General features: G+C 57.8%; 25 protein-coding genes and 2 pseudogenes. 19 read left to right on the top strand and 8 right to left on the bottom strand.

The features are described from left to right. The first annotated feature begins 21 nt into the window (after positions 1-21). Positions 22-2,223, top strand: coding sequence for a hypothetical protein (locus CKW18_RS11865; protein ID WP_095188965.1), 2,202 nt, complete (start codon positions 22-24; stop codon positions 2,221-2,223). A gap of 293 nt (positions 2,224-2,516) precedes the next feature. Here the strand turns inward: CKW18_RS11865 and CKW18_RS11860 are convergent, their stop codons facing one another. Continuing rightward, positions 2,517-2,822, bottom strand: coding sequence for a DUF2288 domain-containing protein (locus tag CKW18_RS11860; RefSeq protein WP_095188964.1), 306 nt, complete (start codon positions 2,820-2,822; stop codon positions 2,517-2,519). 353 nt (positions 2,823-3,175) lie between these two features. Here CKW18_RS11860 and CKW18_RS11855 point away from each other — a divergent pair, with 353 nt between their 5' ends. From CKW18_RS11855 to CKW18_RS11835, 5 genes are all read left to right on the top strand, one after another. Next, a complete protein-coding gene (locus tag CKW18_RS11855) occupies positions 3,176-4,303 on the top strand; it encodes a branched-chain amino acid ABC transporter substrate-binding protein (protein WP_016986598.1) in 1,128 nt (375 codons plus the stop codon). Between the two features lie 230 nt (positions 4,304-4,533). Further along, positions 4,534-5,457, top strand: a complete 924-nt coding sequence (gene livH / locus CKW18_RS11850) for a high-affinity branched-chain amino acid ABC transporter permease LivH (RefSeq protein ID WP_007918526.1) — start codon at positions 4,534-4,536, stop codon at positions 5,455-5,457. Next, on the top strand, positions 5,454-6,710 hold the full coding sequence (locus tag CKW18_RS11845) for a high-affinity branched-chain amino acid ABC transporter permease LivM (RefSeq protein WP_095188963.1): 1,257 nt from the start codon (positions 5,454-5,456) through the stop codon (positions 6,708-6,710). Before livH ends, CKW18_RS11845 begins: the two co-directional genes overlap by 4 nt. Beyond that, entirely contained in the window at positions 6,707-7,474 is a 768-nt protein-coding gene (gene livG / locus CKW18_RS11840) for a high-affinity branched-chain amino acid ABC transporter ATP-binding protein LivG (protein ID WP_095188962.1), read from the top strand. The genes CKW18_RS11845 and livG overlap by 4 nt, the downstream gene beginning before the upstream one ends. Beyond that, entirely contained in the window at positions 7,475-8,176 is a 702-nt protein-coding gene (locus tag CKW18_RS11835) for an ABC transporter ATP-binding protein (RefSeq protein WP_095188961.1), read from the top strand. Positions 8,177-8,276: 100 nt separating this feature from the next. On the opposite strand, the gene acpP is transcribed toward CKW18_RS11835, so the two are convergent. Beyond that, complete coding sequence (acpP, locus tag CKW18_RS11830) at positions 8,277-8,501, bottom strand: acyl carrier protein (protein ID WP_095188960.1); 225 nt, start codon at positions 8,499-8,501, stop codon at positions 8,277-8,279. 106 nt (positions 8,502-8,607) lie between these two features. Further along, on the bottom strand, positions 8,608-8,874 hold the full coding sequence (locus CKW18_RS11825; RefSeq protein WP_095188959.1) for a hypothetical protein: 267 nt from the start codon (positions 8,872-8,874) through the stop codon (positions 8,608-8,610). A gap of 351 nt (positions 8,875-9,225) precedes the next feature. Here CKW18_RS11825 and CKW18_RS11820 point away from each other — a divergent pair, with 351 nt between their 5' ends. Genes CKW18_RS11820 through CKW18_RS11805 form a run of 4 tightly spaced genes read left to right on the top strand, consistent with a single transcriptional unit; the run spans position 9,226 to position 11,672 of the window. Then, positions 9,226-9,531 carry a DUF2282 domain-containing protein gene (locus tag CKW18_RS11820; protein ID WP_095188958.1) on the top strand — a complete coding sequence of 102 codons (306 nt, stop codon included), beginning with the start codon at positions 9,226-9,228 and terminating at the stop codon, positions 9,529-9,531. Positions 9,532-9,556: 25 nt separating this feature from the next. Next, on the top strand, positions 9,557-10,444 hold the full coding sequence (locus CKW18_RS11815; RefSeq protein ID WP_095188957.1) for a DUF692 domain-containing protein: 888 nt from the start codon (positions 9,557-9,559) through the stop codon (positions 10,442-10,444). Continuing rightward, entirely contained in the window at positions 10,441-11,199 is a 759-nt protein-coding gene (locus tag CKW18_RS11810) for a DUF2063 domain-containing protein (RefSeq protein ID WP_095188956.1), read from the top strand. The genes CKW18_RS11815 and CKW18_RS11810 overlap by 4 nt, the downstream gene beginning before the upstream one ends. Next, complete coding sequence (locus tag CKW18_RS11805; protein WP_095188955.1) at positions 11,196-11,672, top strand: DoxX family protein; 477 nt, start codon at positions 11,196-11,198, stop codon at positions 11,670-11,672. Before CKW18_RS11810 ends, CKW18_RS11805 begins: the two co-directional genes overlap by 4 nt. A 130-nt stretch (positions 11,673-11,802) precedes the next feature. Here CKW18_RS11805 and CKW18_RS11800 read toward each other — a convergent pair. Continuing rightward, positions 11,803-12,722 (bottom strand): annotated as a pseudogene (locus CKW18_RS11800) (LysR family transcriptional regulator). 104 nt (positions 12,723-12,826) lie between these two features. Between CKW18_RS11800 and CKW18_RS11795 the strand changes: the two are divergent. The 3 genes from CKW18_RS11795 (at position 12,827) to CKW18_RS11785 (ending at position 15,926) form a co-directional block, all read left to right on the top strand. After that, entirely contained in the window at positions 12,827-13,426 is a 600-nt protein-coding gene (locus CKW18_RS11795; protein ID WP_095188954.1) for a short chain dehydrogenase, read from the top strand. A gap of 135 nt (positions 13,427-13,561) precedes the next feature. Then, complete coding sequence (locus CKW18_RS11790; protein ID WP_095188953.1) at positions 13,562-14,215, top strand: COG3650 family protein; 654 nt, start codon at positions 13,562-13,564, stop codon at positions 14,213-14,215. A gap of 97 nt (positions 14,216-14,312) precedes the next feature. After that, positions 14,313-15,926 carry an NAD(P)/FAD-dependent oxidoreductase gene (locus tag CKW18_RS11785; protein WP_095188952.1) on the top strand — a complete coding sequence of 538 codons (1,614 nt, stop codon included), beginning with the start codon at positions 14,313-14,315 and terminating at the stop codon, positions 15,924-15,926. Between the two features lie 135 nt (positions 15,927-16,061). Here the strand turns inward: CKW18_RS11785 and CKW18_RS11780 are convergent, their stop codons facing one another. Next, a complete protein-coding gene (locus tag CKW18_RS11780) occupies positions 16,062-17,156 on the bottom strand; it encodes a PLP-dependent cysteine synthase family protein (protein ID WP_095188951.1) in 1,095 nt (364 codons plus the stop codon). Positions 17,157-17,410: 254 nt separating this feature from the next. Between CKW18_RS11780 and nhaA the strand changes: the two genes are divergently transcribed. The 5 genes and pseudogenes from nhaA to CKW18_RS11755 all read left to right on the top strand — a co-directional run bounded on the left by nhaA (position 17,411) and on the right by CKW18_RS11755 (position 21,278). Continuing rightward, positions 17,411-18,613 (top strand): Na+/H+ antiporter NhaA, encoded by a 1,203-nt coding sequence (nhaA, locus tag CKW18_RS11775; RefSeq protein ID WP_095188950.1) that lies wholly within the window; start codon positions 17,411-17,413, stop codon positions 18,611-18,613. A 105-nt stretch (positions 18,614-18,718) separates the two neighbouring features. After that, on the top strand, positions 18,719-18,988 hold the full coding sequence (locus tag CKW18_RS11770; RefSeq protein WP_095188949.1) for a hypothetical protein: 270 nt from the start codon (positions 18,719-18,721) through the stop codon (positions 18,986-18,988). Beyond that, a pseudogene (locus CKW18_RS11765) lies at positions 18,985-19,726 on the top strand (zeta toxin family protein). Before CKW18_RS11770 ends, CKW18_RS11765 begins: the two are co-directional and overlap by 4 nt. A gap of 113 nt (positions 19,727-19,839) precedes the next feature. Beyond that, positions 19,840-21,012, top strand: a complete 1,173-nt coding sequence (locus CKW18_RS11760; protein WP_095188948.1) for an S-type pyocin domain-containing protein — start codon at positions 19,840-19,842, stop codon at positions 21,010-21,012. A gap of 17 nt (positions 21,013-21,029) precedes the next feature. Then, positions 21,030-21,278, top strand: coding sequence for a pyocin S6 family toxin immunity protein (locus CKW18_RS11755; RefSeq protein ID WP_095188947.1), 249 nt, complete (start codon positions 21,030-21,032; stop codon positions 21,276-21,278). A gap of 87 nt (positions 21,279-21,365) precedes the next feature. Here CKW18_RS11755 and CKW18_RS11750 read toward each other — a convergent pair whose 3' ends face one another. After that, entirely contained in the window at positions 21,366-21,830 is a 465-nt protein-coding gene (locus CKW18_RS11750; protein ID WP_008086349.1) for a glycine zipper 2TM domain-containing protein, read from the bottom strand. Positions 21,831-21,997: 167 nt separating this feature from the next. Between CKW18_RS11750 and CKW18_RS11745 the strand changes: the two genes are divergently transcribed. Further along, the gene (locus CKW18_RS11745) at positions 21,998-22,234 is read left to right on the top strand and encodes a hypothetical protein (RefSeq protein ID WP_095188946.1); all 237 of its coding nucleotides are present in this window, start codon (positions 21,998-22,000) and stop codon (positions 22,232-22,234) included. Positions 22,235-22,239: 5 nt separating this feature from the next. Here the strand turns inward: CKW18_RS11745 and pdxH are convergent, their stop codons facing one another. Both pdxH and CKW18_RS11735 read right to left on the bottom strand, forming a co-directional pair. Further along, positions 22,240-22,887 carry a pyridoxamine 5'-phosphate oxidase gene (gene pdxH / locus CKW18_RS11740; RefSeq protein WP_095188945.1) on the bottom strand — a complete coding sequence of 216 codons (648 nt, stop codon included), beginning with the start codon at positions 22,885-22,887 and terminating at the stop codon, positions 22,240-22,242. Between the two features lie 24 nt (positions 22,888-22,911). Continuing rightward, positions 22,912-24,015: an OmpA family protein gene (locus CKW18_RS11735; protein WP_095188944.1), complete on the bottom strand. Its 1,104-nt coding sequence runs from the start codon at positions 24,013-24,015 to the stop codon at positions 22,912-22,914. Positions 24,016-24,099 lie beyond the last annotated feature (84 nt).

The following is a 24,099-nucleotide window of genomic DNA, read 5'->3' as shown; positions in this document are numbered from 1 at the left end:
AGTCCAGGTATATGGCGCACAATGACTTCTAAAAATAATCCCGCCACTGCGGTATCCGATCTGACCCTGAGCCCTGCCGCGAACAGCTCGTCACCGTCGAAGCCATTGCCCCCCACGCGCCCGCTGGGTACCCAGCAATACCTGTATTTCACCGAAACCAATACCGACCGCATCCTCGATAACCTCGACGGCCTGCGTGACCTGGTGTTCCCGCGTCCGCCGCACCTGGAAGGCGACAACGAGCAGCACAACGATCAGGAATTCCCGTCGGTGTGCCTGATCGGCCTCGGTCGTTGCGGCTCCAACATCGCCCTCGACGTGGCGGAGCTGGTGTACAACGCGCGCAAGTTCTACCTCAACGAATTCAACAACGAAGATCGCCTGTCGCCGGACAAGCGCTACGCCGAAAAAGGCTACAGCCCGGCACAGTGGATCAAGAACAACCTGCGCATCGGTCCGAACAAATCCACCAAACCGGTGTTTCTGGTCGAGCCACTGGTGATGCTCGGCGACCTCGACAAGGACATCGCCGGGCGCATCCGTTTCTCGCGCAAAGGCGAAAAAAGCGGCTTCCTGCGCGACTACAGCAAAATGAAGATCATGGACTTGTCCGAAGTCCACGCCGGTGGCGCCGGTAACGCGCCGATCCTCGGCCAGTATCTGGCGAAGATCATCCTCAACAAGGACACCCAGCGCTTTTCCAGCCCGGACTGGAAAATGATCCACTCGTACCTGATCGACAGCTGCGGCATCAAGGCTAACCAGTCGCGCCTGTACTTCTCGATCTTCAGTGCCGGCGGCGGTACCGGTTCGGGCATGGCCTCGGAATTCGGCCTGGCCCAGCAGCACTCGTACATGAACAAGACGTTCGATACCAAACCAATGGACGAACATGACGGCAAGAGCGGTCATTCGTTCGTGTTCGAACCGATCTTCACCAGCGGCATCTGCGTGCTGCCGAATATTTCCGATCACCGCAGCGAAATGTCCGAGGCGCTGCACATCAACGCCGGTCGCCTGCTGTGCAAATATCTCTCGGAAGAATGGGATTTCTCCTACAACTTCGACAACGAAGACAGCAGCGAAGCCAGCGTCATGGGCCGAATCCGCCCGTGGAACGCAATGATGCTGATCTCCAACGACATCATGCGTTACGCCGAAGAGAGCGATGACGGCAACATCCAGAACATTGATGTCAATGCGATGGAAAAGCACGCCAACCAGTACATCTCGCAGCAGATCTTCAACATTCTGACGGCGCAGGCGGTCACCACCGACTACGACCAGAACTACTTCCGTCGTGCCGGCATCGACATCGGCGAAACCATTCGCCTGGACGCCAATGACCTGTTCATGAGCCTGGCCGGCCCGGTGGCGATTGCCTACGCCGAATCGGTGGTGCCGGAAACCCCGCCACCGAGCAGCGACAAGTTCAAGGTGTTCGATAAAGAACCGCAGCGTCTGAACATCGACGACTTGTTCTTCCGTTCGATCGACCTACCGCACTTCAACAAGGTTACCCAGGCCATCGAAGGCATCAGCCTGTTGCCGATCGAGTCCAAGCGCTATCGCGCTTCGCTTGAGCAGTACAAGAATTCCGGCTACGACGCGGCGGCACTGCACGACCTGCACTTCTTCAAGAACTGCTCGTCGGTGGTCTCGATCGTTTCGCTGCCCAAAGACTACAAGCTGTCGTACATGGATTTGAACCGGTTGAAGACCCACCTCAACAGCCTGTTCCCGAATACCACGCTCAAGCGTTACGCGCTGGTCATCGGTGCTTCAGCCAACCTGTCGTTGACCACGTTGATTGCCAAGAGCCCGTGCCTGTCGGATGACTTCCTGACCTTGATCGTGGCGTTCATCAAGCGCTGCTTCGCGAAGAACCCGTACCGTTTCGACGAGACCCTGGACAACTCGATCCTCGACTTCATCATCAATGAAGAATTCGACGAAGACCGCATCGACGAGTTGCTCAATGAGTTCGAGAACCCGGCGAAGATCCTCGACACCAACTGGTACGCGATCAAGCCGATGTACGAGAAGAAGTACCGCGAGCTGATCAACGACAAAGAGAAGTTTGTCTCGATCAACGACATTCGTCTGTCGCGTGATTGCGTGAAGAAATCGATCAAGTACCTGCGCGAGATTTACCGTCACCGGATTGGCAAGACCAAGGTTATTTCCCTCAATAACCATACCGGCAAGTCTTACTCGGTCTAATCCAGAACCGAGTCGCCCCATTCGCGAGCAGGCTCGCTCCCACAGGGAAATGCATTCCAAATGTGGGAGCGAGCCTGCTCGCGAAGAGGCCACTCCAGAAACCGCAAACCTTCATTGCCAACATCCAGAAACAATTAAGCAGCCGTTAGGCTGCTTACTAAACTGTTCCCGTTACGTTTACGTCACCGTGATGCCACCCCGGCTTGTGGCCTTTCTCCACGGCAAGGTGCCATCACGCTACTCCGCTACACACTTTTCACTGACCGCTGCACGCACCAACAAGGTGCAGTCACTCAGGCCGCCGCCCTTTCCTGGATCATAATCCACGGCGAAACCACCACCGCCCACAGCTGCGGATCACGTTCGAAAAGATCCAGCGCCCGCGTTTCAGACAGCTTGGCGACCTTGTCTTCAGCCAGCCAGGCAGCGACTTTCTCGCCCTCATCCGATGCCACGGCCTCGGCGGCGGCGATCAAATCCAGGCTTGGGTCGACCCACAATAGGGCACCCTTGGCGAAGAACGGCTCCAGCTTTTTCCAGGTAATAGATGCGGTTTCACCAAGCAGCTTGGCATAGAGGGTGCTAGGTTCTTGATTCATGGGAACTGTCCGGAAAAGAAATCGACGCGAATAATAACGTTGGTGGTCCGCCAGAAAAACCCGGTTGCAAATGGCTTTACCGAACGAAAAGAGCAGGAACGCCAGGGAATGCTGCTGATTGGGATATATGCCCACGAACGCCCCGCCGCAATTCTGTCTTTTTCATTCAAAAATGCGACACCCCCAAGTTTTGCCCCTCGGCGCCCGCTTCCCAGGCAAACAACCGGCGCTCTACACTGTACCGGTACAGTTGCCGGGGGCATTTCCGGAGGGTATCGCAAAGATATCTGACCCGGTTCTGCTGCTACGGCGCCAGAACTCAAAAAAAATTACAACAGTAAGAGTGGAGCACTATGACTAAGGCTACTAAGCAGATTTCCAAACTGTTTGCCGCTATGGTTCTGGCCGGGGTTGCCAGCCATTCGTTCGCAGCTGACACCATCAAGATCGGTATCGCCGGTCCTAAAACCGGTCCAGTAGCCCAATACGGCGACATGCAGTTCAGTGGCGCAAAAATGGCCATCGAACAGATCAACGCCAAGGGCGGCGTCGACGGCAAGAAGCTCGAAGCCGTTGAATACGACGATGCCTGCGATCCGAAACAAGCCGTAGCGGTCGCGAACAAGGTCGTCAACGACGGCGTCAAATTCGTGGTCGGTCACCTGTGCTCCAGCTCCACTCAACCGGCTTCGGACATCTACGAAGACGAAGGCGTGATCATGATCACTCCAGCTGCCACCAGCCCGGACATCACCGCCCGTGGTTACAAAATGATCTTCCGTACTATCGGTCTGGACAGCGCCCAGGGCCCTGCCGCCGGTAACTACATCGCCGATCACGTCAAACCGAAAATCGTCGGCGTCCTGCACGACAAGCAGCAGTACGGTGAAGGCATCGCCACCGCCGTCAAATCGACCCTTGAGAAGAAAGGCACCAAAGTTGCCGTATTCGAAGGCGTCAACGCTGGCGACAAAGACTTCTCGGCGATCATTGCCAAGCTCAAGCAAGCCAACGTCGACTTCGTTTACTACGGCGGCTACCACCCAGAGCTGGGTCTGATCCTGCGTCAAGCTCAGGAAAAAGGCCTGAAAGCCAAGTTCATGGGTCCAGAAGGCGTGGGCAACGACTCGATCACCCAGATCGCCAAAGACGCTGCCGAAGGCCTGCTGGTAACCCTGCCGAAATCCTTCGACCAGGACCCTGCCAACATCGCCCTGGCCGATGCCTTCAAAGCGAAGAAAGAAGACCCGAGCGGCCCGTTCGTGTTCCCGTCCTACTCGGCGGTTGAAGTGATTGCCGAAGGCATCAAGGCAGCCAAGTCCGAAGACGCGACCAAAGTGGCTGAAGCCATTCACGCCGGGACCTTCAAGACGCCAACTGGCGACCTGAGCTTCGACGCCAAAGGTGACCTCAAAGACTTCAAATTCGTGGTCTACGAGTGGCACAACGGCAAACCGAAAACTGAAGTGTCGCCTCAGTAAGGCACGGCCGAACTGACTGCCAATAAAGCCCACGGCGTGCCGTGGGCTTTGTTTTACGAATGTAAGGGCCGCGCTGGCGTGATCCGCCAGTCTCCCCACCTGAAAATCTCAAAACCGTCATCAGCGGTTCGCTGGCAAACCCCGGATTCGAAGTGGATACAGATCCACGGGGCCGGGCGGGAAAATGACTCCACCAGTGAAATGCGTATCAGGTTTTTAGGAGCGCTGTAATGCCTGACATCTATCACTTCTTCCAACAGCTGGTTAACGGCCTCAACGTTGGCAGCATGTATGCCCTGATCGCCATCGGCTACACGATGGTTTACGGCATCATTGGAATGATCAACTTCGCCCACGGCGAGGTCTACATGATCGGCTCTTATGTGGCGTTCATCGCCATTGCCGGGCTGACCATGATGGGACTCGACAGTGTCCCGCTGTTGATGACGGCGGCGTTCATCGCCAGCATCGTCGTCACCAGCTCTTACGGTTACAGCATCGAACGCATTGCCTACCGCCCGTTGCGCGGCAGCAACCGTCTGATCCCGCTGATTTCCGCCATCGGTATGTCGATCTTCCTGCAGAACACGGTTCTGCTGGCGCAAGACTCCAAGGACAAAGCAATCCCCAACCTGATTCCGGGCAACATTGCCTTCGGCCCAGGTGGTGCACAAGAAGTGCTGATTTCCTACATGCAAATCGTGGTGTTCGTGGTGACCCTGATCGCCATGCTCGGCCTGACGCTGTTCATCTCACGCTCTCGCCTGGGTCGCGCCTGCCGCGCCTGTGCCGAAGACATCAAGATGGCCAACCTGCTGGGCATCAACACCAACAACATCATCGCCCTGACCTTCGTCATTGGTGCTGCGCTGGCGGCGGTTGCTGCTGTGCTGCTGAGCATGCAATACGGGGTGATCAACCCGAACGCCGGTTTCCTCGTCGGCCTCAAGGCCTTTACCGCTGCGGTACTGGGCGGCATCGGCAGCATCCCCGGCGCCATGCTCGGCGGGCTGGTGCTTGGGGTGGCGGAAGCCTTTGGCGCCGATATCTTTGGCGACCAGTACAAGGACGTCGTGGCATTCGGCTTGTTGGTTCTGGTGCTGTTGTTCCGTCCGACCGGGATTCTGGGCCGTCCGGAGGTTGAGAAAGTATGACTAGGAATCTTAAACAGGCGCTGTTCAGTGCGCTCTTGGTTTGGGCAGTTGCGTATCCTGTGCTCGGACTGAAACTGACCATCGTCGGCATCAACCTGGAAGTGCACAACACCAGCCCGGCCGTGCTGGCGACTATCGCCATCTGTTCGGTACTGATGTTTTTGCGCGTGCTGTTCAACCAGCAGATCAGCAAGGCCTGGCGTGCTTCGCCGGGCATGCCGCTGATCCCGGCCAAGGCCAGCAACTTCCTGACCCTGCCAACCACCCAGCGCTATTTCATCATTGCGCTGATTCTGCTGGCGCTGGTGTGGCCGTTCTTCGGCTCCCGTGGCGCGGTGGACATTGCTACGCTGATCCTGATCTACGTGATGCTCGGCCTTGGCCTGAACATCGTCGTCGGTCTGGCCGGTCTGCTCGACCTGGGTTACGTCGGTTTCTATGCCGTCGGCGCCTACAGCTACGCGCTGCTGTCGCACTACTACGGCCTGAGCTTCTGGATCTGCCTGCCGATTGCCGGCCTGATGGCGGCGACGTTCGGCTTCTTGCTGGGCTTCCCGGTGTTGCGACTGCGCGGTGACTATCTGGCGATCGTGACCCTCGGCTTCGGCGAGATCATCCGTTTGTTCCTGCGTAACCTGACCGATATTACTGGTGGCCCGAACGGCATCAGCAACATCGAGAAACCGACGTTCTTCGGCCTGACCTTTGAACGTAAGGCCGCAGAAGGCATGCAAACCTTCCACGAGTACTTCGGCCTGCAATACAACTCGATCAACAAGGTGATCTTCCTCTACCTCGTTGCCCTGTTGCTGGCGCTGGCGGCATTGTTCGTCATCAACCGCCTGCTGCGCATGCCGATCGGCCGTGCGTGGGAAGCGCTGCGTGAAGACGAAATCGCCTGCCGCGCACTCGGTCTCAACCCGACGATCATCAAACTGTCCGCGTTCACCCTCGGTGCTGCGTTCGCCGGTTTCGCCGGCAGCTTCTTCGCCGCCCGTCAGGGCCTGGTGACGCCGGAATCGTTCACCTTCATCGAGTCGGCGATCATCCTCGCCATCGTCGTGCTGGGTGGCATGGGCTCGCAACTGGGCGTGATTCTCGCGGCCGTGGTGATGATCCTGTTGCCGGAAATGATGCGTGAGTTCAGTGAGTACCGCATGTTGATGTTCGGTGCCCTGATGGTGTTGATGATGATCTGGCGTCCACAAGGTCTGCTGCCGATGCAACGCCCACACATGGAGTTGCGAAAATGAGCCGCGAGATACTTAAAGTCGAAAACCTGAGCATGCGCTTCGGCGGCTTGCTGGCGGTCAATGGCGTGGCCCTGACCGTCAAAGAGAAACAAGTGGTCGCACTGATCGGGCCCAATGGCGCGGGCAAGACCACCGTGTTCAACTGCCTGACCGGTTTCTATCAGCCATCGGGCGGCAGCATTCTGCTCGACGGTGAACCGATCCAGGGTTTGCCTGGGCACAAGATCGCCCTCAAAGGCGTGGTGCGCACTTTCCAGAACGTGCGGTTGTTCAAGGACATGACAGCGGTCGAGAACCTGTTGATCGCCCAGCACCGTCACCTGAACACCAACTTCCTGTCCGGCCTGTTCAAGACCCCGGCGTTCCGCAAAAGCGAGCGCGAGGCGATGGAATTTGCCGAGTACTGGCTGGAAAAGGTCAACCTCAAGGAGTTCGCCAACCGTCCCGCCGGCACCCTGGCCTACGGTCAGCAGCGTCGTCTGGAAATCGCCCGCTGCATGATGACCCGCCCGCGGATCCTCATGCTCGACGAACCGGCCGCAGGGCTCAACCCGAAGGAAACCGAAGACCTCAAGGCGCTGATCGGCGTGCTGCGTGAAGAGCACAACGTCACCGTGCTGCTGATCGAACACGACATGAAGCTGGTCATGAGCATTTCCGACCACATCGTCGTGATCAACCAGGGCACGCCTCTGGCTGACGGCACACCGGAACAGATTCGCGACAATCCTGAAGTGATCAAAGCCTACCTGGGGGAAGCGTAAATGCTGCAGTTCGAAAACGTTTCCACCTTCTACGGCAAGATCCAGGCCCTGCACAGCGTCAACGTCGAAGTCCGTCAGGGCGAGATCGTGACCCTGATCGGCGCCAACGGTGCCGGCAAGTCCACACTGCTGATGACGCTGTGCGGTTCGCCGCAAGCGCACAGCGGCAGCATCCGCTACATGGGTGAGGAACTGGTCGGCCAGGACTCGTCGCAGATCATGCGTAAAAGCATCGCCGTGGTGCCGGAAGGTCGTCGGGTGTTTGCCCGTCTGACTGTCGAAGAAAACCTGTCCATGGGCGGTTTCTTCACCGACAAGGGCGACTATCAGGAACAAATGGATAAGGTTCTCGGACTTTTCCCACGCCTGAAAGAGCGCTTCGCCCAACGCGGCGGCACCATGTCCGGCGGCGAGCAGCAAATGCTCGCCATCGGCCGTGCGCTGATGAGCAAGCCGAAACTGCTGCTGCTCGACGAGCCATCACTGGGCCTGGCACCGATCATCATCCAGCAGATCTTCGACATCATCGAACAGCTGCGCAAGGACGGTGTGACGGTGTTCCTGGTCGAGCAAAACGCCAACCAGGCGCTGAAAATCGCTGACCGTGCGTACGTTCTGGAGAACGGCCGCGTCGTGATGCAGGGCACCGGTGAAGCGCTGCTGACCGACCCGAAAGTGCGCGAGGCGTATCTGGGCGGTTGAGTCATTGCTGTAAATAAAAAACGGCCTTCGGGCCGTTTTTTATTTACAACAACTTCGACTCTCCGAACATTTCCGCACACCAAAATTATTGATTGGCGGGCTATAAAACATAGTCCAAGGCTTGCTGTACAGTTGTAATTCGTTCAACTTCTTCGTCTGAAATTTCAGTCTGAAGCAAATTTTCCAACGCCATTACCAACTCGGCCGCATTTAATGAGTCCGCGCCTAAATCCTCTACAAAATTGGCTGACGGTACAACTAGATCTCTGTCCACACCCAACTGCTCTGAAATGATTGTTATTACTCGATCCTCTAAAGTACTCATTCGACACTCCTTAGTCCTTGGCCGAAGCCATTCAGGGTTTCCTTGACAATTCCGCCTCAGCACACCGTTTTAACAGCCTCCATAGCGGAACAGGGACTGATATCCCTTAATAGAGATGATCACTTCTCAATATTGAAGTGAGCATTTCCTTGGGAGATAAAAGCCCAACAAATCGCAGCAAGTTATTCACAGCACGTAGAGCCCCGACATCCTCAAGAGTTGCCTTCTTATTAAAAATACGCTGGAGAAAAAAATACAACTGCATCTCCCCTAGTGCGGCGCCGTCATGAACCATATTCTCATTGAGGATTACCTTGGCGCTGCCGTTAATCTTGTCCTCTAAGTATTTTTCCAACTCAGCCTTTTCATACACCTTCTCCTTATTAATACGCTAACGAGGTTTTACTATATTCAAATGAACAATATTCACCACTGTCAAAAATGACAGTTTTTATACTTATCAGCGATAGACCACCGACATTTATTTCATATCTGCATGAGGCGCTAATACTCGTTCACGACCAAATTGCTTCAGCCCCAAATTCCTAAAAAAAAGACCCTCCGTCCGTGTCTTTTTGACTCTCCGCCCTTCGGCAGCGCCTACACGGGGGAATATTTTTGAAAAAAGTTTTGGCTGAGCTGTAACGCATCGCCACCTCGCTTCTCTAGTGGGGTAAGCAAGCGCACTTCGCTTGTAAACCCAAGCTCAAATCGGAGAAACATCATGACTGCTACCACCCGCACCCTGTCCGCTACCGCCCTGGTTCTGGCCCTGGGTTCTGCCCTGAGTATCGCCGCTGTTTCCACTGTCCACGCTGCTGACGCCGACATGGAAAAATGCTTCGGCGTAGCCATGAAAGGTAAGAACGATTGCGCCGCAGGTGCAGGCACCACCTGTGCTGGCACATCAAAAACGGACTATCAGGCCAACGCCTGGAAACTCGTGCCGAAAGGCACCTGCGCCACCACCGAAAGCAAGACCTCGCCGACCGGTTTCGGCCAGATGGAAGCGTTCAAAGCCAAGTCCTGATCCGTCGGCTGCCTGAGTAACGATCATGTTCACACCCCAAGACCATGCCCAGTCCTGCACTCAGGCAGCTCGCTCAGGGCTCCCGCCCCGTGCCGGGCTGGGGCTCAAGACCGGGCACTTTCGTGAAGTGCTCGGCTCATCACCGGACATCGGCTTCTTCGAAGTCCACGCCGAAAACTACATGGTGGCCGGCGGCCCGTTTCATCATTTTCTGGGATTGATTCGCGAGCAGTATCCACTGTCACTTCACGGCGTGGGGCTGTCCATCGGGGCCGAAGGGCCGCTGGACATTGAACATCTGCAACGCCTGAAAGATCTGATCGAGCGTTATCAACCGCACTCCTTTTCCGAACACCTGGCCTGGTCGAGCCATGGCCCGGTGTTCCTCAATGACCTGCTGCCCCTGGCCTATGACACGCCGACGCTGAACCGCGTTTGCGCGCATATCGATCAGGTGCAGAACACGCTCAAGCGGCCCATGCTGCTGGAAAATCCGGCGACCTATCTGGCCTTTCAACGCTCGACCATCGATGAGGCGGACTTCATTGCCGAAGTCATCCGCCGCAGCGGCTGCGGGTTGTTGCTGGACGTCAATAACGTCTACGTCTCGTGCATCAATCATCAGCGCGATCCAATCGCCTATCTCGATGCCCTGCCGTTGCACGCTGTCGGTGAGATTCATCTGGCCGGTTTTGCCGAAGACTCCGACAGCCTCGGTGACCGCTTGCTGATCGATGATCACGGTGCGCCGATCGATCAAGCGGTCTGGAGCCTGTACCGGCAAGTGCTGGAACGGATCGGCCCGGTGGCAACGTTGATCGAACGTGACAATCAGGTGCCCGCGTTCAACGTTTTGCTGGCCGAGGCGCAACAGGCCGAGGCGTTATTGGTAGATGCGGGGGGGCGATCATGAGCACTCAAGCCGACTTCACAGCAGCCCTGCTCAATGTGCAATTGCCCTGCCCCGAAGGCCTGTGCAGCGCCAACGGTGCCGATCCCGCCAGTCGTTTCTCGGTGTACCGCAACAATGTGCAGAGCTCGTTGATCAACGCACTGCGCGACAGTTATCCGGTGGTTGCGCAGTTGGTTGGCGAGGAATTTTTCCGCGCCATGGCGGCTGTATTCGTACAACGCCAGCCACCACAAAGTCCGTTGATGGGCCGCTACGGCGAAGGTTTTTCGGACTTCATTTCAACGTTTGAACCGGCCTCAAGCGTGCCGTATCTGGCCGACGTGGCGCGCCTTGAGCAGTTGCGCACCCTCGCCTATCACGCTGCCGACGCAAGCCCGATCCGGCCGGAACAGCTCGCCGCTGCGCTGAATGACCCTCAAGCCCTGAGCGAGCTTGGATTCGAGCTCCACCCTTCCCTGCATCTGCTCGATTCAACCTGGTCAGTGGTCGCGATCTGGGCTGCGCATCAGCGCGAGGCCACGCTGGAAGGCATCGACCTCAACCACGGACAACACGCACTGGTGTTGCGCAACGATCTCGACGTCGAGGTCTTTGCCCTTGATCACGGCGCCAGCGTCTTCATCCGGAATTTGCTCGCTGGCCAGCCGCTATTGGCAGCGGCAGAAAACAGCCCTGTATTTGATCTCGGCCAGACCCTGGGACTGTTGATTGCCCACAACGCCATCACCCAACTGAACAACAAGGAATCGCCATGAACTGCCTCATCACCCGCGCCATCAAACTACTGGAAAGAATCCCCCACAGCCTGATCGCATTCATTGCGCGTTTCTCGATTGCCGCGGTGTTCTGGAAGTCCGGGCAGACCAAGGTTGAGGGCCTGGCCATCGATCTGTTCGACGGCACCTTCGAGCTGGGCTGGCCGCGTCTGGCAGACTCAACGATTCCGCTGTTCAAGAGCGAATACCACGTACCGCTGCTGTCGCCGGAAATCGCCGCACATATGGCCGCGTTTGCCGAGCACTTGTTCCCGATGCTGATCCTGATCGGTTTCGCTACGCGGTTTTCGGCACTGGCGTTGCTGGGAATGACTTTGACCATTCAGTTGTTCGTGTATCCGGATGCCTACCCGACTCATGGCACGTGGGCGGCGGTGTTGCTGTATCTGATGGCGACAGGACCGGGGAAATTGTCGATCGATCATCTGATCGCCAGACACTACAACCGTTGAATAGCTGAAGCGTCTGAAACAGCTGAACCCTTCGAATCCCTGAAACCCCTGTAGGAGCTGCCGAAGGCTGCGATCTTTTGATCTTGAAAATCTAAAGATCGCAGCCTTCGGCAGCTCCTACAGGGGCTCTTCACTGTTGCTGGGATAGGCGATCCAGCGCCTCACCGCTGCGCTTGAACCAGCCGATCAGATAGTCCGCCAAACCTGCGTACGTTTCGGTAATCCGCCCTGATACGGATGCACCAGATACATCGGCATGCGCCGGGTCTGGTAATCGCGCAGAAGCCAGCGCAGTCGCCCGTCAGCCAATTCCGCCTGCAGCAGGTACGAAGGCAACCGGGCGATGCCGGCCCCGGTCAGCGCGGCTTTCTTCAGCAGGTTGTAATGATTGCTGGCAAACAGCCCCGACACCCGCACCCGCAGCAATTCGTGTTGCTGGTGATACAGCCATTCCTCGCGACCACTGTAGTGGCTGTTGAGCAGACACCGGTGTTCGGCTAATGCCTGCGGCGTCTGCGGCTTGCCGAAGCGTTCGAGATAGGCCGGGCTGGCGCAGGTCATTTCCTGCCAGGCCAACAGCGGCTTGGCGACCAAGCGTTCGTCATTGGCCACCTCGCTACGGATCGCCAAATCAAAACCGTCCCGGGACAGATCGCGATAGCTGTTGTTCAGCTCCAGTTCGATCTGCACCTCGGGATACTTTTGCGAAAACTCCAGCAGCAGACCATCGAAGAAGGTTTCCCCCAGCGACACCGGAACCGTCATACGCACCGGCCCGGCCATGTCGTCCTTCAATCGTGCCAAGGCCTGACGCGCTCTCTCGACCTGGACTACAAGGGCCTGGGCTTGTGGCAACAATGCCGCGCCGGCTGCGGTCAGGCTCAGACGACGGGTCGTGCGTTGCAGCAGTACCACGCAAAAGCGCGCTTCGAGTTGGCTGATGCGTTTGGACAACTGGCCCTTGCTGCAGCCCAATTGCTGCGCCGCCAAGGTGAAACTGCCCGCTTCGATCAGCACTGCAAACGCGGCCAGATCATCCATCTCGCTCATGGATTGTTTCCATTTGAAAACCAAAGGTTGCCCATTAGCGCCCTTATCTGCAGAAAAAACCACTCTAGACTGCAACCTCGTTCAATCAATCGAGGCACAGCACGATGAAAATTCTGTTGATAGGCGCTGGCGGCACCATTGGTTCGGCCGTGGACAAAGAACTCTCGCAACGCCACGAAGTCATTCGTATCGGCCGCAACAGTGGTGATTTGCAGGTGGATATCAGCGACAGCGCATCAATCCGCAAGCTGTTCGAACAGACCGGCAAGTTCGATGCACTGGTCTGCGCTGCCGGAAACGTGACCTTCGCACCGCTGGGTGAGATGACTGAAGACAGCTTCGCCCTCGGGCTTAAAGACAAACTGATGGGTCAGGTCAATCTGCTGCTGATCGGCCGTGAGTTCGCCAACGACGGCGCCTCGTTCACCTTTACCACCGGCGTGCTCAGTCACGATCCGATCCGCAGCGGGGCCTCGGCAGCGCTGGTCAACGGTGCACTGGACAGCTTCGTTCGCGCCGCCGCCATCGAACTGCCACGCGGCCTGCGAGTGAACTCGATCAGCCCGACCGTGCTACTGGAAGCGATGGGCAGCTACGCCCCGTATTTCCGTGGTTACAAGCCGGTTCCTGCGGCTGATGTGGCGTTGGCCTACGCGAAAAGTGTCGAAGGCTTGCAGACAGGTCAGACATTTCACGTCGGATAAGATCAAAAGATCGCAGCCTGCGGCAGCTCCTACAGAGGTATTTGCGTTTCCCTGTAGGAGGGGCCGCAGGCTGCGATCTTTTGCATTTGCCTGACAGGCTGCGTAACGTGGCGGCACTTGTCTGGAGAGCCGAAGATGCGTGTTGCCCGTTCGTTAGTCGTTATTACCCTGCTTCCGCTGTTTGCCGCCTGCCAGTTGTTCGATGGCCAGCGTGAAAGTGCCTCGCATGTGGGGCAGACGCGGATGCAGGGGCAACTGACCGCGGCCGACGGCAAACTGGTGTTCCAGCCGTGTCAGGATCAACGCCAATACGTGATCAACGACATCGGCAGCACCAGCGTCCTGCAAGAAGCCGCGACCCTGGCCGATGAGCAGGGCAAATTATTCGCCGACGTGCGCGGCAAGATCGCCGGTGACCGCCTCGACCTGGCCCAGTTATATCGCGTCGAGCGCTCCGGCACCGCGTGCGATGATCCCAATTTCAAACTGCTGATTCTGCGCGCCGCTGGTCATGGCCCGGAGTGGAACGTCAAAGTCAGCGGCCGTGGCATGGTCATCGACCGCGACGGTCAGCCACCACTCGCCGTGCCTTACGTTGAAGAACAATTGGGCGACGGCCGCTTCAATCTCAGCAGCGAAGCCAACAATCAGCGCATCGAATTGTGGGTCGCGCCGCAACGTTGCGTCGACAGCAGCAACGGCAGCGTGCAGCACATGAGCGCCGAATTGCGCATCGACGGCCAGGTGCAGCGTGGCTGCGGGTATTTCGGCGGATCGCGTAACGACTGAGCGTTTTTGCCTCACCGGATCCGGTCTTTGCGGCTTATAATCGCGGCCTTCAAACGCCCTGGCGCAGTTGTGCGCCCCGCGAACCCGGATCCTCGCCATGTTACGAATCACTGAACTCAAGCTGCCAATCGACCATCCCGAAGAAGACCTGCGCGTTGCCATCGTGCAGCGCCTGGGCATCGCCAGCGATGACCTGCTCGATTTCACCTTGTTCAAGCGCAGCTACGATGCGCGCAAAAAGTCCTCCGAACTGTGCTTCATCTACACCATCGACCTCAACGTGCGCGACGAGGCCAAGGTGTTGGGCAAGTTCGCCGACGACCGTAACGTCAACGTGGCGCCGGATGTCAGCTATAAATTCGTCGGTAAGGCGCCGAGCGACCTGAGCCAGCGCCCGATCGTGGTCGGTTTCGGCCCGTGCGGGATTTTCGCCGGCCTGTTGCTGGCACAAATGGGCTTCAAGCCGATCATCCTCGAACGCGGCACCGAAGTGCGCCAGCGCACCAAGGACACTTGGGGCCTGTGGCGTAAAAGCGTGCTCAACCCCGAGTCCAACGTGCAATTCGGCGAAGGCGGCGCGGGGACGTTCTCCGACGGCAAGCTGTACAGCCAGATCAAGGATCCGAAGTTCCTTGGCCGCAAAGTCCTGCACGAGTTCGTCAAGGCCGGCGCGCCGGAAGAGATTCTCTACGTCAGCAAGCCGCACATCGGCACGTTCCGTCTGACCGGCATGGTTGAAAACATGCGCGAGCAGATCCGCGAACTGGGCGGCGAAGTGCGCTTCCAGGAACGTGTCAGCGACGTGCTGATCGAAGACGGTCAATTGGTAGGCGTTCAATTGGCCAGCGGCGAAACCCTGCATTCGAAACACGTGGTTCTGGCCCTCGGCCACAGCGCCCGCGATACCTTCCGCATGCTCCACAGCCGTGGCGTGTTCATGGAAGCCAAGCCGTTCTCGGTGGGTTTCCGTATCGAACACCCGCAGTCGCTGATCGACCGTGCACGTCTGGGCAAGTACGCCGGCCACCCGAAACTCGGTGCTGCCGACTACAAACTGGTACACCACGCCAAAAACGGCCGCTCGGTCTACAGCTTCTGCATGTGCCCGGGCGGCACCGTGGTGGCGGCGACCTCCGAGCCAAACCGCGTGGTCACCAACGGCATGAGCCAGTACTCCCGTAACGAGCGCAACGCCAACTCCGGCATCGTCGTCGGCATCACCCCGGAAGTCGATTATCCGGGCGGCCCACTGGCCGGCATCGAGCTGCAGGAACGTCTGGAGTCCCACGCCTTCATTCTCGGCGGCAGCGACTACAAGGCCCCGGCGCAACTGGTCGGTGACTTCATCAACGACATTCCATCGACCGAACTGGGCGAAGTCGAGCCATCGTATAAACCGGGCGTGGCGCTGGGTGATCTGGCATTGGCCTTGCCGGACTTTGCGATTGAAGCGATTCGTGAAGCACTGCCTGCATTCGAGAAGCAGATTCGCGGCTATTCGCTGCATGACGCGGTGTTGACCGGGATCGAGACACGCACGTCTTCGCCACTGCGCATTACCCGCGACGAGACGTTGCAGAGCATGAACGTCAAAGGCCTGTTCCCGGCCGGTGAAGGTGCGGGGTATGCCGGTGGGATTCTGTCGGCGGGTGTGGACGGGATTCGGATCGCTGAAGCGGTGGCGCGGGACATCCTGGGCCTGGAAGCCTGATCAGCATTAGCTGACACAACACAAACTCCTGTGGGAGCGGGCTTGCTCGCGAAAGCGTCGTTTCAGTCGATACATTTATCGCCTGACACACTGCCTTCGCGAGCAAGCCCGCTCCCACATTTGGTTTTCGGTGTGTCAGATGTTGGCGCGCAGGACTGAGGTCGGTAGCGGCTCACCGCGCTCTGCACTCGCCGCCACCGCCTCAATCAACCCGCTCAACTCATACCCCTGCGCCTTGAGCCAGTCCTGATCGTAATAGGTGTCGGCGTAACGCTCGCCGCCATCACACAGAATCGCCACGATCGAACCCGACTCCCCCGCCGCTTTCATCTGCTGCGCCGCCATCAGCGCGCCGATCAGATTGGTGCCGCTCGAGCCACCAACATGTCGACCCAACCGCTGCGCCAGATAATGCATGGCTGCCAGCGACAAGGCGTCGGGCACCTTGACCATCGCGTCGATCACTTTGGGCAGGAACGACGCTTCCACACGTGGCCGGCCTATGCCTTCAATCCGCGAGCCGCAATCCAGACGCAGAGTCGAATCGCCAGTCTGATAGAAATCGAAAAACACCGAACGCTCGGCGTCTGCACACAGTACGCGGGTGCAGTGTTGGCGATAGCGCACATAACGGCCGAGGGTCGCCGTGGTGCCACCAGTACCGGGGCTGGAAATCAGCCAGCTCGGCTCGGGATGTTTCTCGTAGCGCATTTGCTGGAAGATCGACTCGGCGATGTTGTTGTTCGCCCGCCAGTCGGTAGCGCGCTCGGCGTAGGTGAACTGATCGATGAAGTGGCCGCCATGCTCGCGAGCCAGTCGCTCGGATTCGGCGTAAATCTGCGTCGGATCTTTCACCAGATGGCTCTGACCACCGTAGAAAGCAATTTGAGCAATCTTTTCTTTCGACGTCGTCGCCGGCATCACCGCAATGAACGGCAGACCCAGCATCCGCGCGAAATACGCTTCGGAAATCGCCGTCGATCCGCTGGACGCCTCGATCACTGGCGCGCCGGGTTTGAGCCAGCCATTACACAGCGCATACAGAAACAACGAACGGGCCAGCCGATGCTTGAGACTGCCGGTCGGATGGCTGGATTCGTCCTTGAAGTACAACTCGATGCCCGTAAAACCCGGCAGCGGCAAGGGGATCAGGTGGGTGTCGGCGCTACGCTGAAAATCCGCTTCGATGATGCGGATGGCTTCGCAGGCCCACTGTCGGGTGTCGCTCATGGTTATGGTTCTCGTTGAAACGGGTAGGAGACTGGCCTCCCAAAAGGCTCATTCGTCAGCTTAAGAAAAAACCTGCATCGCGCACAGATACAGCTGAGTCTCAATATGTCCGGCAACTGCTAGGTTCAGCGTGGGTTCATGGGTAATCAGTCTTGTAACGACATATAACAAAAAAGAATATAACTTTTGTTTTAACAACTAACGGTACGGGTTAGGGTGTTCCACCTTTTTTGACTTATCGATGGAGAGCGACCTTGCCTCTGCGTAGCACTTTCACGCGTTTCTTTCAGTTGGAAGCTGCCAGCGGTCTATTACTGATCGCCGCGGCCATTCTCGCCTTGATTATCAACAACTCGCCGCTGTCGTGGCTGTATACCGGCCTGCTCGACACCCCGGTGGTGGCGCAGATCGGCGCGTTGAAAATCGCCAAACCCCTGCTGCTGTGGATCAACGACGGCCTGATGGCGCTGTTCTTCCTGCTGATCGGCCTGGAAGTGAAGCGCGAGGTGCTCGACGGTCAGCTGTCGAAGCCGTCGCAGATCGTCCTGCCCGGGGCGGCGGCTATCGGCGGCATGCTGGTGCCGGCGCTGATCTACTGGTTCCTCAACCGCGACAACCCGGCAGCCCTGAGCGGCTGGGCAATCCCCACCGCCACCGACATCGCCTTCGCCCTCGGCGTGCTGGCCCTGCTCGGCAAGCGCGTACCGGTGTCGCTGAAGCTGTTCCTGATGACCCTGGCGATCATCGATGACCTCGGCGCCATCGTGATCATTGCGATTTTCTACTCCGGCGAACTGTCGACCCTGTCGCTGGGCCTCGCTGCCGCTTGTATTGCTGCGCTGGTGGCAATGAATCGGCTCGGGGTGGTCAAGCTCGGACCCTACATGATCATCGGCTTGATCCTGTGGGTCTGCGTACTGAAGAGCGGCGTGCATGCGACGCTGGCCGGTGTAACCCTGGCCTTCTGCATCCCGCTACGCACGAAAAACGCCGAGCCCTCGCCATTGCTGACGCTGGAACACGCGCTGCATCCATGGGTCGCCTATGGCATCCTGCCGCTGTTCGCCTTCGCCAACGCCGGCCTGTCGCTGAGCGGCGTCACCGTCGAAAGTTTCACTCACCATGTACCGATGGGTATCGCGGTCGGCCTGCTACTGGGCAAGACCGTTGGTGTGTTCGGCCTCACTTGGCTGGCTGTGAAGATCGGCATCGCCGCTCTGCCCCAAGGTGCCAATTGGGGTCAGGTGCTGGGGGTGGCGATTCTCTGCGGGATTGGCTTCACCATGAGCCTGTTTGTCGGCTCGCTGGCCTTTGTTCCGGGTGCAAGTGAATACGCGGGCATGGACCGGATGGGCATTCTGACGGGGTCGATTCTGGCGGCGTTGATCGGGTATGCGGTGACGGCGGCGGCGAGTCGTCAAAGCACCCTACAATCTGAGAAACAAGCTGCTTCATGAGTATCAGCACGCTTCGCGCAAGGCTTAGCAATGAGCCGCGCAAGTGTGCTATATCTTTCGTTAACCCCAGCCACCTCTCCAGCACGGTATTTCTCGGAGCCATCCATGTCACGTAAAGCAGAAAAGCGCCCAATGACGGACGATCAGATTGCCGTGCAGGAATCCCGGATTCCAGATATCGCCCTGAAGGCATTCAACAACGCCTATAGAATGGCACTCGCCAACGGCGCAGCCGTTCTTGTTGCTAAAGATGGCCAACTGTTCGAGGTGACGGAGAAGACCTCCGTTGCTTTGCGCGCGATCGGCACTTATGGAAATCTGAAAAGCGGTACTCGCCTGCACATCAATAAATCTTCAAAACAGGTTACTTCTTGAGCACACCAAGAATACGGATATTTGCGGGACCTAATGGATCGGGAAAAAGCACCTTCAATCGACTTGTTCCTGCCCATTTGCTCGGAAACCACATCAATCCTGATGATATCGAACGGGCGATTAAAGATACGGGATACTTTGACTTCACCTCATATCGAATCGAATCTCATAAAGAAGAGATTTTTGATTTTTTCCGTGAACATGCGCTTTTAAAGAAATCCCCTCGTTCGCTGGCAAAGTTGGACTCACTGGCGATTGAAGGTGAAAGACTCAGCTTCGCAAATACCGAAATCGACTCCTACGTTGCTTCAGCCCTTTCCGATTTCATACGCCGGTCGCTGATCAAAGAACGCATTAGCTTTACGTTTGAAACGGTCATGTCCTCCTCTGACAAAGTTAACCTGCTCGCCGAGGCCCATAATTCTGGCTACAGAGTCTACGTTTATTACGTCGCTACCGCTGATCCAGAAATCAATATAGCCAGGGTTGCCTACCGCGTATCGCAAGGCGGGCATAACGTTCCTCCTGAAAAAAATAAAGGCCCGTTACTGGAGATCTCTGGAGCTTTTGTCTGAAGCTATCCTGACATCCAACAGAGCCTACATTTTCGATAACTCGGATGAAGGCAGTGAAGGGCTGACACAAATAGCAGAAATCACTGATGGCGAGCTGATTGAAATCAAATCAGACATTCAGCCGCCCTGGTTCAAAGAGTTCGTGCTCGATAAATTGTTGTAGTCGAACAATCCCTCGTCTTTAGAGACGCGTCCTACAGCCACAAATTTCCTGCTTCGTTAACGTCGCGCAGCCCCTTCCGAGGGGCTGCCGATGGATGAACGAAAGGACGATCAGTGGCTCGTAACAAGGACATTCCCCGGGTTCCCAACCCACCGCAAGGCGACGGGCATCACGTCACCTACCGCTATATGACGGCCACTGAACTGGCCGAACGCGACGCCAGACAGAACGCTTACGACGCCATGCTGGCGCGGCAGGAGGCCTTCGAGCGCAGCCGAGAGGTGGCAGTCAAAAAAGCCGATCCCGTGCGTGCTGGCTGCGTCTTCGCCAAATCCTGCAAGTTGCCGGATGCAATTATCGATTACTCCAGTCCTTCGGGGATGGTGCCGACTGACAGCCTGAAGGGTTACGGCGAACTGATTCTGTTGGGCGCACGTGACGCCGATGAAAACGGCGCGGTTGCGCTGAAGAAAATCAGCGCAACCGCCATCCCCACAGGATTCGGCAATTTTGCTTTGGCCGGCTCCGCATTCGAAGCGTTGCCTGCCGTTGCCGCCAGCACGGTTGCTGCCACGCTGGTTGGACTGGTCGCGCTGTTCATGCCTTCGAGCCTGGGCGATAGCGCCCTCTACACCGACGATCAACTGCGGGCCCTGAAACAGGCCCGCACCCGAGTGCGACTGCGCATCGAACAAGAAGCGGACGGCAGCCTAAAGGGCTACGGCTTCTACACCGGCAAGAACCGCGACTGGGAAATGGTCGATGTCGTTCAGTTCACCGCCCGCGGCGACCGCTTCGTCGCCGACCTGGGTGAAGGCACCGAACTGCTCTGGACGCCGGCCGTGGATGCCTCGGACATCCTCGGTATTCCAGCGCTGGAGGCTGCACCGCAAGCGCCACATATCTGGGTGTATCCGCCGACGAAAGCGGCGGAAGGGATTCTGGTGAATCCGGTTTATCCGCCGGAGTACAGGGACTTCATTCTGGTGTTCCCGGCGGACTCGGGGGTCAGGCCACTCTATATAGTGGTTGCGCGTCCGGTGTCTGGTGACCACGACTACCATATGCCGCCCAAGCTACTTCCAGCCTTCCCCGATGCATTACCGGTTCGTAAAAAAGGGCATCGCAGGCGTTGGGAAAGTAAAAAGCGCATTTATGAGTGGGACTATCAACATGGAGCTGTCGAGGTTTATAACTGGGAAGGAGACCATCTCGGCGAGTTCGATATACAAACGGGTGAGCAGACCGGTAAAGCAAAACCCGAAAGACGCACCACGACCAAGTGACAATCGAGTATTCAAGAATGATTTTTTTAGCTCTTTCCGGTTTTTTCCCTGAACCAAATCCAGACAACTCACTGCAATATGACAAAGATGTGCCGCACACTTCAGAGCAGGCGGTTCTTAACGTCATGGGATGGGAGTCTCTGAAAGATGTACCGATGGGTGAACATGATCTGACGGAAACTCAAGCCAGAGAAATCATGCAACTCGTCAACACGCCCTTCAGGGACGATTTGACTTACTGCATCGGGCTCTGTCGCGAAGACTGACAAACCTGACTCAGAAAAGCTGAAAAGCACCAAAAAAAACCCCGACCAGTCACCTGATCGGGGTTTTCTTTTACCGCTCGTTCCCGCTTAGTGCGAAACGCGGCTGGTGCCGCCAACAGTGGAGATGCGCACGCGCTCACCCACGCGGAACACTTCATTCTCCTGAACCTGCTGCACATAGGCACGCATGCTGCCGTCGTCTTCACGCACGGTGATTTCCACACCTTGGGTGCGGGTCAGGCCTTCTTCGGTGGCGGAGCCGATCAGACCACCGGCCACAGCACCGATAACCGCAGCGACGATGCTGCCTTTACCGCCGCCGATGGCGCTGCCGCCAACGCCGCCGACTGCCGCACCGGCGATGCCGCCGATCGGGGTCTTGGTGCCTTCGATTTTCACCGGGCGCAGGGATTCGATAGTGCCCATGCGAATCGTCTGCACGCGACGCGCTTCGTCACGGGAGTAGGAGTCACCGGTCAGGCTCGATTGGCAGCCGGTAAGCAACATCGCCATCGTGGAAAAGGAAGCAACCAGCAGAACAGACTTACGCATAGCATCAACTCCAAAGGACAGGTATTCATTAAACTCCACAGCTTGACGCCTGTCACTGCCCCGCCCGGATAAAATTGCTTTCATTCAGGCCCGGTACAGGCGCCCTGCGAACTCACCCAACATTAGCGCCAAATTCCATTTCTTGCGCCGCCGACCCAAGGATTTTCATGGATTACTTGATCATTGTCGTGACCACCGCAGCGGGTCTGTACTTCCATTGGTGGCTGTACGTGCGGATCAAACGCTGGATGGATCGTGATCTGGCATTGTCGCTGGCCGGCGAGGATGCAGGCAAACGCACCTTCATGCTCGAACAATTGGCCCACGCCCAAGCGCAGAAGATCAAGCGCCGGGACCTGCCGAAGTGGCTTGAGGCCGCTGCGGCCGGCTATCCCGCTCGGTAGACTGCTTAGGGCGCTAGACGTTCAAGAATCCAGGCGGCGCCTTGCAAACGGTAGTTGAGGCGATCGTGCAGACGGCTCGGACGGCCCTGCCAGAATTCGATGCGCTCGGGCAGCAAACGGTAGCCGCCCCAGTGTTCCGGGCAGTCAGGCTGGGTATCGCTGAAACGTTGCTCGGTCGCCTTGAGCAAATCCTCCAGCTCCCCACGCCCGTTGATCACCCGGCTCTGTGGCGAAGCCCAGGCACCGAGACGGCTGCCCAGCGGACGCACCTGATAATACGCATCGGACTCTTGCGGCGTGACCTTCACCACCCGCCCTTCGATGCGCACCTGGCGCTCGAGGGTCGGCCAGAAGAAGGTCATGGCGGCAAACGGATTGGCCGCCATCTGCTGGCCCTTGGCGCTGTCGTAGTTGGTGAAGAAAGTGAAACCGTGCTCGTCCAGGCCCTTGAGCAGCAGAATGCGGCAATGCGGACGCCCGTCCGCATCAACCGTGGCCAGGGTCATGGCGTTGGCTTCCACCGGCGCCTGCTCGGTTTTCACCGCGTCGGCGAACCACTGGTGGAACAGCGCAAACGGCTCGGCCGGGGCTTGCGCCTCGGTCAAACCGTCCCGGGTGTAATCACGACGCATATCTGCCAGAGCCTGGGTCATGGCGCATTCCTTTTCGTTAGCGAATCACTTCTTGGTGGCATCGGTCGCGGCGACTTTCTTGTCGGTCGCGGCGGCTTTGGCTGGAGCGGTTTTCTTCGCTGGAGCCTTGGCCGGGGCTTTTTTTGCCGGTGCCTTGGCGGCGGCTTTCTTGGCTGGCGCCTTTTTGGTGGCCGTTACAGCGGCTTTCTTCGCAGCTGGCGCCGGGGTCACCGGTTTGGCCACTGGCTTGACGTCCTGCGCCGCGACCATGGTCACTGGCTTCGGCGCCGGCATGTTGTACTTGCTCAGTAGCGCAACCATGGTGTTCTGCGGAGTCACCAGCATTTCAACGCGACGGTTGAGGGCACGCCCCTCGACGCTGTCGTTAGCGGCACGTGGTGCTTCAGAACCCATGCCGCGCAGCATCAGGCGATCACGCTGCAGGCCGCTGAGGCGGAAGATCGCGGCAATGGCTTGCGCACGTTCCTGGCTCAGTTTGACGTTAGCCGGCGCTGCACCACTGGAGTCGCTGTGACCGAGAACCAGAACAGCGGTTTTCGGATCGGCTTCGAGGATTTTCGCCACGCGGGTGAACGGGCCGAGAGTGACTGGCAGCAGCATCGCCGGACGATCCGGGTTGAACGAGCCTTCCACTGGCGCGGTCACGACCAGCACGTTGTCGCGGCGCTCGAGTTGCAGATTGCTGTCCTGGATCGCGGTACGCAGACGCGGCTCGTAGTCGTCCAGCCAGGCTTGAGTGACTTTCGGGTCAGGCATCGGCACCACTTTGGCGGTGTCCTGATCCTTGCCGCCGAACGGCCACCACCATTTGCCACCCTTGTCTGCCTCGGCTTTGGCCACTTCAACCGGTTTGGCTGCAGATTTTACCTCAGGCTTGGCATCGGCCTTGGCGGTCGAATCGCCGGAGCCGAACGGCCAGTACCATGGGTTGCTGCTTTCATTTTTGGCTACTGGCGCAGTAGCAGCAGGTTTCAACGGGGACGGGGCTGGGGCCGGCTCTTTGGCCGCCACTTTGTCGGAGGATCCAAACGGCCACCAGCTACCGCCGTCCGCGTCGTTTTTCGGAGTCTGTGCACAACCGGTGATCGCAACACACAGGGCCAGGGCGAGAGTCGTTTTAGCTGACATTGAAAATCCACAAAATGAAGTAATGAAAAATCAGAGCACTTTCGCCCGGATAAACAGACGCTTTGAATCGAAAAACCAGTCGAG

It is taken from the genome of Pseudomonas sp. Irchel 3E19, assembly GCF_900187585.1.
GTDB classification, from domain to species: Bacteria; Pseudomonadota; Gammaproteobacteria; order Pseudomonadales; family Pseudomonadaceae; genus Aquipseudomonas; species Aquipseudomonas baetica.
This window is presented reverse-complemented; position numbering and strand designations above follow the sequence as displayed.